At 62.7% G+C, this 14,030-nt stretch carries 14 protein-coding genes; 12 read left to right on the forward strand and 2 right to left on the reverse strand.

The window, feature by feature from the left end; genetic code table 11:
* Positions 1-46 precede the first annotated feature (46 nt).
* Positions 47-844: an NAD-dependent epimerase/dehydratase family protein gene (locus ABIE33_RS26945; RefSeq protein WP_429130849.1), complete on the reverse strand. Its 798-nt coding sequence runs from the start codon at positions 842-844 to the stop codon at positions 47-49.
* Between the two features lie 190 nt (positions 845-1,034).
* Here ABIE33_RS26945 and ABIE33_RS26950 point away from each other — a divergent pair, with 190 nt between their 5' ends.
* From ABIE33_RS26950 to ABIE33_RS26985, 8 genes are all read left to right on the forward strand, one after another.
* Positions 1,035-1,787, forward strand: a complete 753-nt coding sequence (locus tag ABIE33_RS26950; RefSeq protein WP_429130850.1) for a FadR/GntR family transcriptional regulator — start codon at positions 1,035-1,037, stop codon at positions 1,785-1,787.
* Between the two features lie 69 nt (positions 1,788-1,856).
* Positions 1,857-2,762 carry a 5-dehydro-4-deoxyglucarate dehydratase gene (kdgD, locus tag ABIE33_RS26955; RefSeq protein WP_429130851.1) on the forward strand — a complete coding sequence of 302 codons (906 nt, stop codon included), beginning with the start codon at positions 1,857-1,859 and terminating at the stop codon, positions 2,760-2,762.
* Between the two features lies 1 nt (position 2,763).
* The gene (locus tag ABIE33_RS26960; RefSeq protein WP_429130852.1) at positions 2,764-3,900 is read left to right on the forward strand and encodes a mandelate racemase/muconate lactonizing enzyme family protein; all 1,137 of its coding nucleotides are present in this window, start codon (positions 2,764-2,766) and stop codon (positions 3,898-3,900) included.
* 1 nt (position 3,901) lies between these two features.
* Positions 3,902-4,783: an amidohydrolase family protein gene (locus ABIE33_RS26965; protein ID WP_429130853.1), complete on the forward strand. Its 882-nt coding sequence runs from the start codon at positions 3,902-3,904 to the stop codon at positions 4,781-4,783.
* 60 nt (positions 4,784-4,843) lie between these two features.
* Positions 4,844-5,818 (forward strand): TRAP transporter substrate-binding protein, encoded by a 975-nt coding sequence (locus ABIE33_RS26970; RefSeq protein ID WP_429130854.1) that lies wholly within the window; start codon positions 4,844-4,846, stop codon positions 5,816-5,818.
* 79 nt (positions 5,819-5,897) lie between these two features.
* A complete protein-coding gene (locus ABIE33_RS26975) occupies positions 5,898-6,419 on the forward strand; it encodes a TRAP transporter small permease (RefSeq protein WP_429130855.1) in 522 nt (173 codons plus the stop codon).
* On the forward strand, positions 6,419-7,699 hold the full coding sequence (locus ABIE33_RS26980) for a TRAP transporter large permease (RefSeq protein WP_429130856.1): 1,281 nt from the start codon (positions 6,419-6,421) through the stop codon (positions 7,697-7,699). The genes ABIE33_RS26975 and ABIE33_RS26980 overlap by 1 nt, the downstream gene beginning before the upstream one ends.
* Positions 7,700-7,853: 154 nt before the next feature.
* Complete coding sequence (locus ABIE33_RS26985; RefSeq protein WP_429130916.1) at positions 7,854-8,801, forward strand: DUF817 domain-containing protein; 948 nt, start codon at positions 7,854-7,856, stop codon at positions 8,799-8,801.
* Positions 8,802-8,837: 36 nt separating this feature from the next.
* Here ABIE33_RS26985 and ABIE33_RS26990 read toward each other — a convergent pair whose 3' ends face one another.
* Positions 8,838-9,731 carry a LysR family transcriptional regulator gene (locus tag ABIE33_RS26990; protein WP_429130857.1) on the reverse strand — a complete coding sequence of 298 codons (894 nt, stop codon included), beginning with the start codon at positions 9,729-9,731 and terminating at the stop codon, positions 8,838-8,840.
* A gap of 228 nt (positions 9,732-9,959) precedes the next feature.
* Here ABIE33_RS26990 and ABIE33_RS26995 point away from each other — a divergent pair, with 228 nt between their 5' ends.
* The 4 genes from ABIE33_RS26995 to ABIE33_RS27010 all read left to right on the forward strand — a co-directional run bounded on the left by ABIE33_RS26995 (position 9,960) and on the right by ABIE33_RS27010 (position 13,968).
* On the forward strand, positions 9,960-10,571 hold the full coding sequence (locus tag ABIE33_RS26995) for a glutathione S-transferase family protein (protein ID WP_429130858.1): 612 nt from the start codon (positions 9,960-9,962) through the stop codon (positions 10,569-10,571).
* Positions 10,572-10,630: 59 nt separating this feature from the next.
* Positions 10,631-12,691 carry a pyridoxamine 5'-phosphate oxidase family protein gene (locus tag ABIE33_RS27000; RefSeq protein WP_429130859.1) on the forward strand — a complete coding sequence of 687 codons (2,061 nt, stop codon included), beginning with the start codon at positions 10,631-10,633 and terminating at the stop codon, positions 12,689-12,691.
* 166 nt (positions 12,692-12,857) lie between these two features.
* The gene (locus tag ABIE33_RS27005; RefSeq protein WP_429130860.1) at positions 12,858-13,592 is read left to right on the forward strand and encodes an SDR family oxidoreductase; all 735 of its coding nucleotides are present in this window, start codon (positions 12,858-12,860) and stop codon (positions 13,590-13,592) included.
* A gap of 49 nt (positions 13,593-13,641) precedes the next feature.
* Positions 13,642-13,968, forward strand: coding sequence for an Atu4866 domain-containing protein (locus tag ABIE33_RS27010; RefSeq protein ID WP_429130917.1), 327 nt, complete (start codon positions 13,642-13,644; stop codon positions 13,966-13,968).
* Positions 13,969-14,030 lie beyond the last annotated feature (62 nt).

The raw sequence follows: 14,030 nt of genomic DNA on the forward strand, positions 1-14,030 counted from the left end.
GCCACGCCGCAGCCGGTGGCCGAGGCGAGGCTCTAATCCCGACCTGTTAGTCCTCGGTAAAGACCGGGTCCTGTGTGAACATTCCACCCTGGTAGACCGCAAGCGGCGACGATGCTTCCGGCCGGCCGGGGGAGAGCTCGAGCTCAGCGCGGAAGCGCTCGGCATTATCGCGCGGCCGCCAGCCGAGATAGGCGGCGTGCGAATTATCCCACCAGCGGCTGTCATTGTCCGAGATGCCCCATAGGACCGGGCATCCGAGCATAGGCGCCCTGAAGACGCAGGCGATCAGCGCGGCAAAATCGTCATAGGACATCCAGGTCGACAGCATGCGGTGATTGGTTGGCTTCTCCATGCAACTGCCGATCCGAACCAGGGCTGTCTCTTGCCCGAATTTCTCGAAATACATCCGAGCCAATGCCTCGCCGAAACATTTCGACACGCCATAGAGGCCATCCGGGCGCATCGGCGCATCCGTTTCCACATGCTCGTCCTGCCGGTAGAAGCCGACGGTATGGTTCGAACTGGCAAAGAGGATGCGCGGCTGACCATGCGCCCGTGCTGCCTCATAGAGGTTGTAGAGACCCAGCAGGTTCGCATTGAGGATCTTGGAGAACTTGTCCTCGACCGAGATCCCGCCGAGATGAAGAATGGCGTCGCAGCCCTCGACCAGCCGATGCACAGCGGCTGCATCACCGAGATCGCACGACATGATCTCCTCATGTGCCGCCACAGTGCCAAGATCGGCAATATCCGAGAGGCGCACGACCTCGGCCAGATGGGCCACACGCCCCCGCATGGCGCGACCCAATGCCCCCGCCGCACCCGTGATCAACAATCGCTTCAAGTCCCGTCCTCCGTAACCGGCGCGCCGTGCCGCCGGGATCGATGCATTGCATTTCAGCCCAACTCATCATACAGGTTGATACAATGACGTCAATAAATCGGATATGTGGTGCCACAGCCCGATTAATTTGGCATACAGGTTGGACAGTGCGAGCCGGCAGATATGCCAACGACCGCAAGAAGGAGACGAGATGAGCGTTCAAACGAAGCTGGAGCCGGGCACCGGAACAGGCACGTTGACGTCGAGGCTCGGCGACACGTTGCGGCGGGCGATCGCTGCGGGTCAGTTTCCACCGGGCAGCAAGCTGCCGAGCGAGGCGCAACTCTCCGAGGCCCACGGCGTCAGCCGCACGGTCGTGCGCGAGGCGATCGCCGCGCTTCGGGCGGACCGGCTGGTCGAGGCGCGCCAGGGCGCCGGTGTCTTCGTACTCGAGACCCCGCCCGCCGCCGGCCCCGTATCGCTCTCGCTGCAGGATGTCGACCCGGCGCGCGTATCCTCGATGATCGAACTTTTGGAGTTGCGAACGGCCGTGGAGGTAGAAGCCGCAGGGCTTGCCGCGCTTCGCCGGTCGCCGGCGCAGGAAGAGGTGATCATCGAACGGCACTATGCGGTGCGCGCCTGCCTGAATGCCGGGGTATCCAGCGTCGAGGCCGATTTCGCCCTGCACCTCGCCATAGCTGAGGCCACCAATAACCCGCGTTTCCGCGAGTTCCTGGCGATGATCGGCAGAAACGTCATCCCGCGCGGGGCTCTGCGCAACGACGACAGCGAACAGGACCAATCCGCCTATATCGCCATGCTTGACAATGAGCACAACGACATCGTCGTCGCCATATCGAACGGTGACGAAGAGGGCGCGCGCGAGGCGATGCGACGCCATCTGCGCGGTAGCCAGGCGCGCTACCGGACGCTGCTTCGCGAACAGCGCAAACCTGTACGATAATTTATTGACACAAGCTCATCATACATGTACGACAACTTTGCCGGAGGAGGCAGGCAGAGGAAATCCAGCATGACGCCGCAAGAAATCAAGGCCGCGCTTGGCGCCGGCCTGTTGTCATTCCCCGTGACGCATTTTGATGCCGAGCGAAAGTTCCATCCCGAGAGCTACCGTCGGCATGTCGAATGGCTGTCCGGCTTCGATGCTCCGGTGCTGTTTGCTGCCGGTGGAACCGGCGAGTTCTTTTCGCTTTCGCCGAAGGAAATCCCCGGCATCGTTGCTGCCGCGAAGGAGGCGGCTGGCAAGACCGCGATCGTTTCCGGGTGCGGCTTCGGCACCGAGATCGGCGTGGAACTGGCGCGCGCGGTCGAAAGATCAGGCGCGGACGGCATCCTGCTTCTGCCGCATTACCTGATCGACGCGCCGCAGGAGGGTCTCTTCGTTCATGTGAGAGAGATCTGCCAGTCGGTCGGCATCGGCGTCATGGTCTATAACCGCGACAACTCGGTGCTGGCGGTCGACACCTTGAAACGTCTTTGCGACGAATGCCCCAACCTCATCGGCTTCAAGGACGGAACGGGGGATATCGGCCTCATCCGCCAGATCACCGCGACGATGGGTGACCGGCTCACCTATCTCGGCGGTATGCCGACGGCTGAACTCTTCGCCGAAGCTTACCTCGGAGCGGGTTTCACCACCTATTCTTCCGCCGTCTTCAATTTCGTGCCGGGGCTCGCGGTCGAGTTCTACAAGGCGTTGCGCGCCGGCAATCGGACACGCTGCGAAGAAATTCTGCGCGATTTCTTCTACCCGTTCATGGCCATCCGCAACCGCCGCAAGGGTTATGCCGTCGCCGCGATCAAGGCCGGCGTCCGGCTGCAGGGATTTGATGCGGGCGGCGTGCGTCCGCCGCTCGACGACCTGACGGCGCAGGAAGAAGACATGCTCGCAACGCTCATCGCGCCCTGGAAACGCTAGGATGAAAATCACAGCCGTCCACACGCATCTGCTGGAGCATCGCCTTGCGGTGCCGTTCGAAAGCGCCTCGATGCGCTTCGACAGGCGCGCCCATGTGCTGGTGGAGATCGTCTGCGACGACGGCACCACCGGATGGGGCGAATGCCTCGGGCCGGCAAGGCCCAATGCGGCGGTGGTCGCCGCCTATACGCCCTGGCTCATGGGCATTGAGCCGCTTGAAACCGAAAAGATCTGGGCGCGGCTCTACAATGCGCTGCGCGACCAGGGGCAGCGCGGCCTGGCGCTGACAGCCCTCTCGGGCATCGACATCGCGCTTTGGGACATCAAGGGCAAACATTTCGGCGTCCCGGTCTCGATGCTTCTCGGTGGGCGCTTCCGGGAAACGGTAAGGGCCTATGCGACCGGCAGCTTCAAACGTGATGGCATCGACCGCATCGAGGACAATGCCGCGGAAGTCGCCCGTTATCGCGCTGAGGGCTTTCATGCCAGCAAGATCAAGATCGGTTTTGGCGTGCGCGAGGATCTCGCAGTGGTTCGCGCCGTTCGCAAGGCCGTCGGGCCTGACATGCGGCTGATGGTCGACGCCAATCACGGCTACGACGTGCTCGAAGCGCTCGAGTTTGGCCGCAAGGCTGCCGAGCTTGACATCGACTGGTTCGAGGAACCGGTGGTGCCGGAGCAACTCGGCGCCTATCGCGAGGTGCGTGCCGGCCAGCCGATACCGGTCGCCGGCGGCGAAACCTGGCACAGCCGCTGGGGTATGCGCGAGCCGGTCGAGACACGCGCCGTCGACATCCTCCAGCCCGACCTGGCCGGCGTTGGAGGTTTCACCGAGGCGCGCCGCGTCGCCGACATGGCGGCGCTTCATGGCGTCCGCATCGTGCCGCATGTCTGGGGCACGGCGGTTCATATCGCTGCCGCCCTTCAGTTCATGGCATCGATGGTACCCAACCCGGTGCGCGTCAATCCGATCGAGCCAATCCTCGAATTCGATCGTACCGAAAACCCGTTCCGGCAGGCGGTGATCAAAACGCCGATCGAGCATGACCAGGGGGTCGTCAAAATCCCCACTGGTCCGGGACTTGGCATCGAAATCGACCGCGATGCGCTTGCCGAGTTCCGGATGAGGGATGATTGAGATGCTGGTCAGAACGCTCTCCGGTCGCCCGCCAAAAATCGCGCTGCCAAAAGGCACGGTCGATACGCAGATGCATATGTATCTGCCCGGCTTTCCCGCCCTTGCCGGCGGGCCTGCACTTCCCGCCGGCTCACTGCCCGATGCGGATCAATACAGAAAGCTCATGCGCTGGCTCGGGATAAGCAGGGTCATCATCACCCAAGGCAATGCGCATCAGCGTGACAATGCCAACCTGATTGCCTGCCTGAACGCAATGGGACCTTTGGCCCGTGGCGTCGCCGCCTTCGGCGCGGAAACCTCGGAGCCCGGACTGGACGCCCTGTCGGCCGCAGGGGTCATCGGCGCAAGGATCATGGATCTGCCCGGCGGCGCCGTCGGCCTTGACGAGCTCGAAGCCGTCGATGACCGCACGGCCGCGCGCGACTGGATGGTGGCCATCCAGTTCGACGGCAGCCACATCCTTGCGCACGAACCAAGACTGAAGAAACTGAGGTCTCGCTGGGTTCTCGACCATCACGGTAAGTTTTTCTCCGGTGCGGCACCGGATGGGCCTGAAATCGCCGCGGTCAAGCGGCTGATCGACGGCGGCAACTGCTGGTTCAAGTTCGCCGGCGTCTACGAATCCTCAAAGGTCGGCGGCCCCGACTTTGCCGACGTCGCAGCCCTTTCGCGGGCGATTGCCGAACATGCGCCGGAGCGCATCGTGTGGGGCAGCAACTGGCCGCACAACCTTGCAAAGACCAACGCCGACTATCCCGACGACGCCGAACTGACAGACACGGTTCTGGGCTGGCTGCCCGATGCCGAGGTCCGTCATCGCGTGCTCGTCGAAAACCCTGAACGGCTCTTTGGCTTGAAGCCATTCACGGACGGAGGTGCCTGAAGCCACCCGCATTCGTCCGGAGCGAGGAGGCTTCGGCGCTACAAGAAGGAGGAGGACAAAATGAACATCGCAAAAACGCTTTGCCTGGCCCTGGGCGTTGCCCTTGGCGCCGGCACCCTGCAGGCGCAGGAAATCACGCTGCGCTCGGCCGACATCCACCCGGACGGTTATCCGACCGTTGATGCGGTAAAATACATGGGCGAACTGGTTGCCAAGCGCACCAACGGCCGCATCAAGATCGACGTCACCAACAATGCAGCACTTGGCAGCGAAAAGGACACGATCGAGCAGACGCGCTTCGGCGTCATCGACATGAACCGCGTCAACGCCGCGCCGTTCAACAACCTGGTGCCGCAGACCGTCGTGCTCGGGCTTCCATTCCTGTTTCGCTCGACTGAGCATATGCACAAGACCGTCGACGGACCGATCGGCGACGAGGTGCTGGCCGCCTTCGAACCGCACGGCCTGATCGGGCTTGCCTTCTACGATTCCGGCGCGCGCTCGTTCTATTCCACCAAGAAGCCGATCGAGAAGCTGGCCGATCTCAAGGGCATGAAGGTTCGCGTTCAGCAGTCGGATCTCTGGATCGCGATGATGGAAGCCTTCGGCGCCAACGCAACGCCGATGCCTTTCGGCGAGGTCTATTCGTCGCTTGAGACCGGCGTCGTCGATGCGGCCGAAAACAACTGGCCGTCCTACGAGTCCTCCAGGCATTTCGAGGTTGCCAAGAACTACACCCTGACCGAACATTCCCTCAATCCGGAAATCCTGGTGATCTCGAAGCTGAGCTGGGACAAGCTTTCGCCTGACGACCAGAAGGTTTTGAAGGAATCAGCGAAGGAATCGGTGGTGAAGATGCGTGAACTGTGGACGGCCCGGGAAAAGGCATCGGAGGAGAAGGTCCGTGCGGCCGGCGCCAACGTCATCACCGTCGACAAGGCCGAGTACTCCGCGGCGATGAAGCCGGTCTACGATCGCTTTGTCACCGACCCCCAGATGAAGGACCTGCTTGAGCGGATCCGCGCCATCAACTAGCGGCATCCCGTGATCAACGGAGTGTCCGACCCAATGGAGCGGACACTCCTCCCGTCGGCAGCCTACGGAGGATAAGGCAATGTGGCGTTTCATGCGGGCCGTCAGGCTCGTGCTTGCCGGGCTCAGCCGGCTCTCGCTCTACATCTCGGGTCTGGGTCTCGTCACGATGACGGTGATCGTCGGATGGCAGGTTTTCGCCCGCTACGTCCTCAACGACACGCCCAGCTGGTCGGAACCGCTGTCGCTGCATCTGATGTCCTGGTTCATCGTGCTTGGAGCCGCCGTCGGTGTGCGCGAGAGCGTCCATCTGGGTCTCGATTTCATACGCCATTCGGCGTCGCCTGCCGTGCAGCGTCTGATGGACCTCGTCAGCCTCTCCCTGATCGTGCTCTTCGGCTTGGCCATGAGTTTTTACTCGACCCTGCTTGCCGCGGGCACCTGGGCTGCGACGATCCCCGTGCTCGGGTGGCCCGGCGGCGTCGACTTCTTCCCGATGATCGCCGGTGGCCTGCTGATCGCACTGTTTGCGGCTGAGCGGCTCGCCGATGTTCTGCTGGGCGAGGCACCCGTTGCCGATGTCGTCATTCAGGAGGCAGCATAGTGGCCTACAGCATTCTCTTCGGCACCTTCACGATCCTGATGATGATCGGCATGCCGATCGCGTTTTGCCTCGGCATCGCCTCACTGGCGACCGTCATCTACATGGGGCTGCCACCGATCGTCGTCTTCCAGCAGATGAACTCCGGCATGAATGTCTTTGCGATGATGGCCATCCCGTTCTTCATTTTTGCCGGCGACCTGATGGTGCGCGGCGGCATCGCCGACCGCCTCATCCGCTTCGCCGCCGGCATCGTCGGCCATCTGCGCGGCGGCCTCGGCCAGGTCAATATCGTCGCCTCGACGCTGTTTGGGGGTATTTCTGGATCCGCCGTTGCCGACGCCTCCGCCGTCGGCGGGTTGATGATCCCGCAGATGGCGGCGCGCGGTTATGATCGCAGCTATGCCGTCAACGTCACGGTCAACGCGGCGATCATCGCGCTGATGATCCCGCCCTCGCACAACATGATCCTCTATTCGATCGCAGCCGGCGGCAACGTCTCGGTCGCCGATCTCTTTACCGCCGGCATCCTCCCCGGCCTGTTGCTCGCGGCAGCGCTGATGGTCACGGCCTATGTGGTGGCACGAAAAAAGGGTTACCCGTCGGAGCCGTTCCCCGGCCTGCGTCGCCTCGGCTTCTATCTGCTGGCTTCGCTTCCGGGGCTGCTTTTGATCGGCATCATCTTCGGCGGGGTGCGCTCGGGCGTGTTCACTGCGACTGAGAGCTCGTGCATCGCCGTGTTCTACGCCTTGCTCGTCGCGCTCCTCGTCTACCGCGAACTCGATTGGAGAGGCTTCGTCGAGGCGGTGCTGCAGGCGGTGCGCACCACCGCAATGGTGCTGCTGGTGATCGGCACCGCCGCATCCTTCGGCTGGCTGATGGCGTTTCTTCAGGTCCAGCAGGGTATGGTCGCCGCAATCAGCGCGATCTCCGACAATCCGATCATCGTGCTTTTGCTCATCAACGTCATTCTGCTGCTGCTCGGCACCTTCATGGACATGGCGCCGCTGGTCATCATCAGCACGCCGGTGCTTCTGCCTGTCGTCAAGGCGTTCGGCATCGACCCGGTGCATTTCGGCGTGGTGATGATCTTGAATGCCGGCATCGGCCTCAACACGCCGCCGGTCGGCACCGTGCTCTTCGTCGGCTGCGCCGTCGGCGGCATTTCGATCCGCGAGGCGATGCGCACGATCTGGCCGTTCTTCGGCGCAAGCATCGCCGTGTTGATGCTCGTCACTTACATCCCCGGCCTATCCCTGTGGCTGCCGAGCCTGTTCCGCTAGCAGCGGTTCCCACAAGCCGAAGCGTTCGACACTCTGCTCGTAGGCGAGAGCGTGGATCAGCCGGGCCGCCCAGCTCCGGCTGATCCACAATTCGACCGCATTGCCTCGGCATCGCACCAGCGGCACTGGCAAGGAGGCGATTCGCGTGGCTCGGTTGTCGAACGATAAACGGTTCACTTCGCTCGAAGCGCGCATCGATGCGGCCGCGCATCGGCTGCTCGACCGGTTTCCGGCCGGCGGCTTGCTTGGCGGCCTGACGGAGTTGCTGGTCTTCGGCATCAAGCAGGCATTCGCATGCCTTTTCGGCGGCACCCTGCTGGCGCTGATGATCGCCACCAAGCTGTTCTGGCCGGAGGAAATGGGCTTTGCCCGTTACGATTTCCTTTTCCTCGCCGCGCTCGGCATCCAGCTTCTCATGCTGGTCTTTAAGCTCGAGACCATTGCCGAAGCCAAGGTTATCCTGATCTTCCATATCGTCGGCACGCTCATGGAGATCTTCAAGACCTCCGTCGGTTCCTGGATTTATCCTGAGCCCAGTTTCTTTCGCATCGGCGGCGTGCCGCTTTTTTCAGGGTTCATGTATGCGGCCGTCGGCTCTTACCTGGCGCGCGTGACCCGCATTCTCGACCTGCATTACACCCATTACCCACCCCGCTGGGCAACGGTGCTGCTGGCTCTCGCCATCTATGCCAACTTTTTCACGCACCACTTCGTCATCGATCTGCGCTATCTGCTGTTTGCAATCATCGCGATCCTGTTCTGGCGCACGACCGTGCACTACCGTGTCTTCCGGTTCCGTCACCGCATGCCGCTGCTCATTGGTTTTCTGCTCATCGCCCTGTTCATCTGGTTTGCCGAAAACATCGGAACCTGGTCGCGCGCCTGGATTTATCCCTCGCAGCACGCCGGCTGGACACCGGTATCGCTGCAGAAGCTGGGCGCCTGGTATCTGCTGATGATCCTGTCCTTCGTGCTGGTCACGCTCGTTCACCGACCGCGACCGCTGCAAGCGATGCATCAGCCTCGGTCGACCCGTGACCCGCATGCGGTAACCGCGGATGGGGGCGTCATCATCCGCGAGGCGCCACAGATCAGCTCGTGATATCAGCGTAAGATCCGCAAGAAGGTGCGGCCGTCGTCATTTTAGCACGGCTCTCAGCCGAGGGGCGGCGAAATCGACAAAGGCCCTGAGTTTCATCGGCACGTGGCCCCGCGGCAGATAAACCAGTTGAACCGGCAGCGCCGGGTGCTCGAAAGGTTCGAGCACCGGCACAAGCAAGCCTTCAGCGACGGCGCGCGCCGCCTGATAGGACAGAACGCGCGTCAGGCCGAGGCCGGCAACCGCCGCGTCGACTGCAGCCTCCGCGGTGTTCACCACAAGGCGTGACCGGATCGGTGCGGTCATCTCGCCCTTGTCATCGACAAAACTCCAGGTGCGGTTCGACATCAAGCCTTCGAACGTGATGCAATCATGGTCGGCAAGCTCGTGCGGATCCCCCGGCTGGCCGTGTCGGGCGACATAGCCCGGGCTCGCATAGACGACGCGCCTTATCGTGCCGAGCTTAGTGGCTATCAAATTGCTGTCCGGCAGATTACCGATCCTGAGCGCTAAATCGATGTGGTCGTCAACGAGGCTGACGAGCCGATCACCAAGCGACAGACGCATGTTGACCTCCGGGTTGGCTTTCAGAAAATCGACGACGACGGGCAACACGTGCAGCCGTCCGAAGACGATCGGCGCCGTCATCGTCAGGTCGCCCTTGACCGCGCTGTACTCACCGGCGGCCACCCGCTCCGCCTCCTCCACCCGCGCGAGAATTTCCCGCGCCGCTTCGACATAGGATCGCCCGGCCTCCGTCAGCTGGATGCGGCGGTTGGTCCTGGTCAGCAATTGCGCACCGAGGTGGGCTTCAAGCTCCGAAACCTTGCGACTGACTGTCGCCAGCGGCATGCGCAATTGTCGCGACGCAGCAGACAGGCTCCCGCCCTCGACGACACGCAGAAGCACGGTCATTGCATCTAGTCGGTCCATATGCCTTCCAATATTCGAGAGTCCATCTTTCACGAAGGCACTCTATAGCCAAAATCTGGAAGGGCATAGGTTGCTGAAGAAGGCAGTTCATTCCGAACTGCCCGGGAGCGCCGAACGAGCTGCGATGATCCGGCTTTCGCTATCGCCAGACGCTGCCCGAGTGACGCGCATCATGCATCTGCCGGCGCTTCCGATCGACGGACGCCGTTACCAAAAGGGAACATGACCATGAAACTCTACCGCCACCCGCTTTCGGGCCACTCGCATCGCGCTCAGCTCTTGCTGGCTCTGCTGGGCGTGCCGCACGAACTCGTCGATGTCGACCTGGTGGCAAGGGCCCACAAGGCGCCGGATTTCCTCAAACTTAATTCCTTCGGGCAGGTTCCGGTGCTCGACGACGACGGCACTGTGGTAACCGACTCCAACGCCATCATCGTCTATCTCGCCAAGAAGCTCGGCCGCACCGACTGGCTGCCGGAAGATGCCGTCGGCGCAGCGAAGGTGCAGAAGTGGCTTTCGGTCGCCGCCGGCGAGATCGCCTACGGCCCGGCCGCCGCACGGCTTGTGACCGTCTTCGGTGCAAGCCTTCGCCCCGAAGAGGTGATCGCGAGAGCGCATCGCATTTTGGAGCTGATCGAGACCGAACTCACTGAGCGTGATTTCCTCTTGGGCAGCCGGCCGACCATCGCCGACATCGCGCTCTACAGCTATGTCTCGAGTGCGCCTGAGGGCAACGTCGACCTCAACGGCTATGCCAATGTTCGGAACTGGCTGGGGCGGATCGAAGTCCTGCCCGGCTTCGTCGGCTTCCAGAAAACGGCAGCAGGCCTTGCCGCATGATTGCGCTGCCAGGGCGGGTTGCTCCGCCCTGGCCCTTTAAGTCAGAAAGGAAGCCACCGATGCCGGACAAGATCGAGCCGACCCGCGCCGCGTCCCCCTGGCATGAGGGCGAACTTGCCATTCAACGCAGCCTCGGCGTCGTCGACCGTATGGATGCGCCGGGCCGCAATTTCGTTCGCACGTTCATGCCCGAGCAGCATCAACAGTTCTATCCGCTGTTGCCTTTCATCGTGCTTGGAGCCGTCGATCCCGCCGGCGATGTCTGGGCAAGTCTGCAGGCTGGCGAACCGGGATTCATGCAGGCACCGGGCGCGCACGCCCTTGATGTTCAGCTGCCGCGCGACCGGAATGACCCGGCCGATATGGGCATGGAGGATGGCGACGCCATCGCCTTGCTCGGCATCCAGCTGGAAACGCGACGCCGGAATCGGTTGAACGGCACAATCCGGCGGATGAATGACGATCGCTTTACCGTCGCGGTCGGCCAGAGCTTCGGCAACTGTCCGCAATATATCCAGTTGCGGGACTTTTCATTCGTGCGCGAACCGAGCGCGCCGCCGATTGCCCATCCCGTTCGTCTCGACAGCCTCGATGCCCGTGCGAAGTTGATCATCGCCAATGCCGACACGTTCTTCGTCGCCTCCTATGTCGACCGCGACAACGGCGAGCGTCAGGTGGACGTCTCGCATCGCGGCGGCAAGACCGGCTTTGTTCGCGTCAGTGAGGATGGCGTGCTGACGATCCCTGATTTCGCCGGCAACCTGTTTTTCAACACGCTTGGCAATTTCATGCTCAACCCCAAGGCGGGCCTGCTCTTCGTCGATTTTACGACCGGGGACATGCTGCAAATGACGGGTGACGCCGACGTCATCCTCGCCTCGCCGGAAATCGACGCGTTCCAGGGCGCCGAACGCATCTGGCGTTTCCGACCGCGGCAGGTGATCTATCGGCCGGATGGCTCGGCGCTTCGCTGGTCGTTCGGCGAGGCTGGTCGGTCACCCAATTCGCTGATGACGGGCGATTGGCAGCAGACGGAGGAACGCCTGCGCGCCGCAGCACGCGCCGGAGAATGGCGGCCGTTTCGGGTCATACGTACGCAGGCGGAGAGCACAACCATCCGCTCGCTCTACCTTGAGCCGGCTGACGACGCGGGACTGGTACCATTTCGTGCCGGCCAGCATCTGTCGCTCCGCGTCAGGATGGAAGGCAAGGCGATTGTTCGCAGCTACACGCTTTCGGCCGCCCCCTCCGACGGTGCCTACCGGATCAGCGTCAAACGCGCCGGCGCCGTCTCCTCGTTCCTCCATGGCCTCGGCGCCGGCGATATGGTCGAGGCCCGTGCACCGGCCGGCAGCTTCTTCATCGACGCGACCGAGCGCCGGCCGGCGGTGCTGCTTGCGGCCGGCGTCGGCATCACCCCGATGATCGCGATGCTGCGGCACATCCTTTATGACGGCTCACGCAAGCGGCGTATCCGCCCGACATGGCTGTTCCAATCCGCCCGCAGTCTCGATGAACGCGCCTTCGACCAGGAGACCGCGTCCCTCATCAAGGCCGGCCAAGGCAAGATCCGCCTGACGCGCGTGCTCAGCCGACCGGATGGCGCATGGAAGGGCGAGGATTACGACGCCGCCGGGCGCATCGACATCCCACTGCTGCAATCGATCCTGCCCTTCGACGACTACGATTTCTATCTCTGTGGTCCGCGGGCTTTCATGCAATCGCTCTATGACGGGCTGCGTGCGCTTGATGTCGCCGACGCCCGCATCCATGCAGAGACATTCGGCCTGTCTTCGCTGACCCGCAGCCTCGACGCAGGATTGCCGACGGTGTCGAAGCCGCCCGCCAACACATCGGTCCGCGTGATTTTTGCCGCCTCCGGCAAGGAAGCCCGCTGGCAACCGGGCGAGGGCACTCTACTCGACCTTGCCGAAACCCGCGGCCTTTCGCCCGAATATGGTTGCCGCAACGGCAGTTGCGGCAGCTGCAGCACGCGGGTTCTGGAAGGCGAAGTCGCCTATCCCCAGCAGCCGTCGTTCGAGGTCAGGCAAGGCGAGGCGCTGATCTGCTGCGCCGTGCCGGCGGAAAATGATGGGCGGGCACTCCAGTTGGCTGTCTAGGCCCAAACCAGCAGTCGCCCGGCGACGCATCGGCCATCACCGCGGCGAGCATTCGTAGAATCGTGCAAGAATGCCGGAGTGCTGTTCTACCGCTCCAGCGACGAGAGAGCGCATGGTGACTTTCAGAGCCGGGGAGATCCTCGGCCCATCGCGAAAGGAACCAAACATGTCCGAGCTTCAAGGAAAAGTCGTCGCCATCACCGGTGCCAGCAGCGGCATTGGCGAGGCGGCCGCCCGATATCTGGCCGCCGCCGGTGCCCGCGTCGTCCTCGGCGCCCGCCGCACCGATCGGCTGGCGACCCTTGCCGTCGAGATCCGGGCGGCCGGCGGCACCGTCAGCTTCAAGGCGCTTGATGTCACCGACCTTGCCGATATGCAGGCCTTCGTCGCCCATGTCGTTTCGGAGTTCGGACGGCTCGACGTCATCGTCAACAATGCCGGCGTCATGCCGCTGTCGCCGCTTTGCGCCCTCAAGGTCGACGAGTGGAACCGGATGATCGATGTCAACATCCGCGGCGTACTGAACGGCATTGCCGCCAGCCTGCCTGTCATGAACGAGCAGGGCAGCGGTCAGATCGTCAACCTGTCGTCGATCGGCGGTCACGCCGTCTCGCCGACCGCCGCCGTCTACTGTGCGACGAAATTTGCCGTCCGGGCGATCTCCGATGGCCTTCGCCAGGAAACCGATCGCATCCGCGTCAGCGTGATCTCGCCCGGCGTCACCGAATCGGAACTGGCCGAGAGCATCTCCGACGAGACTGCTCGCGGCGCAATGCGCGACTTCCGGCGCATCGCCATCCCGGCCACCGCAATAGCCCGAGCAATCGCCTATGCCATCGAGCAGCCTGAAGATGTCGATGTCAGCGAAATCATCGTCCGCCCGACGGCAAGCCCGCACTGAGCCGGTTCAAGGGGAGCGCCCGCAGATGAACCGCACTTTTCGAACATTGATGGCATTGGGACCTGGGATGGTGATTGGCCTTGTCCTTTCTACTCTCTCGCCAGATCCGTTATCCGCACAGGAGAAAACCATGCGACAGACACCGCACCCTTATGTCGGCATGTGGGTTACCGAAGATGGGCATATCCGCCACCACCTCCTGCTCGATGGCCGCTATGACGAAGCGCGCGGCAAACGGCAGAGCGCCTACCAGGGCCGTTACCGGGTGACCGGCAATCATATCGACTATGTCGACGATACCGGTTTTACCGCCGACGGCGACTTTATCGACGGTGTGCTCTACCATGCCGGCATGATCCTGCGCCGGGAAGACTAGGCCGAAGGCAGCAGCGGCTGACGACATCAGCCGCTGCCAAACCATTCATCCCGTTGAACTCG

This window comes from Ensifer sp. 4252, assembly GCF_050434565.1.
Classification (GTDB): domain Bacteria; phylum Pseudomonadota; class Alphaproteobacteria; order Rhizobiales; family Rhizobiaceae; genus Ensifer.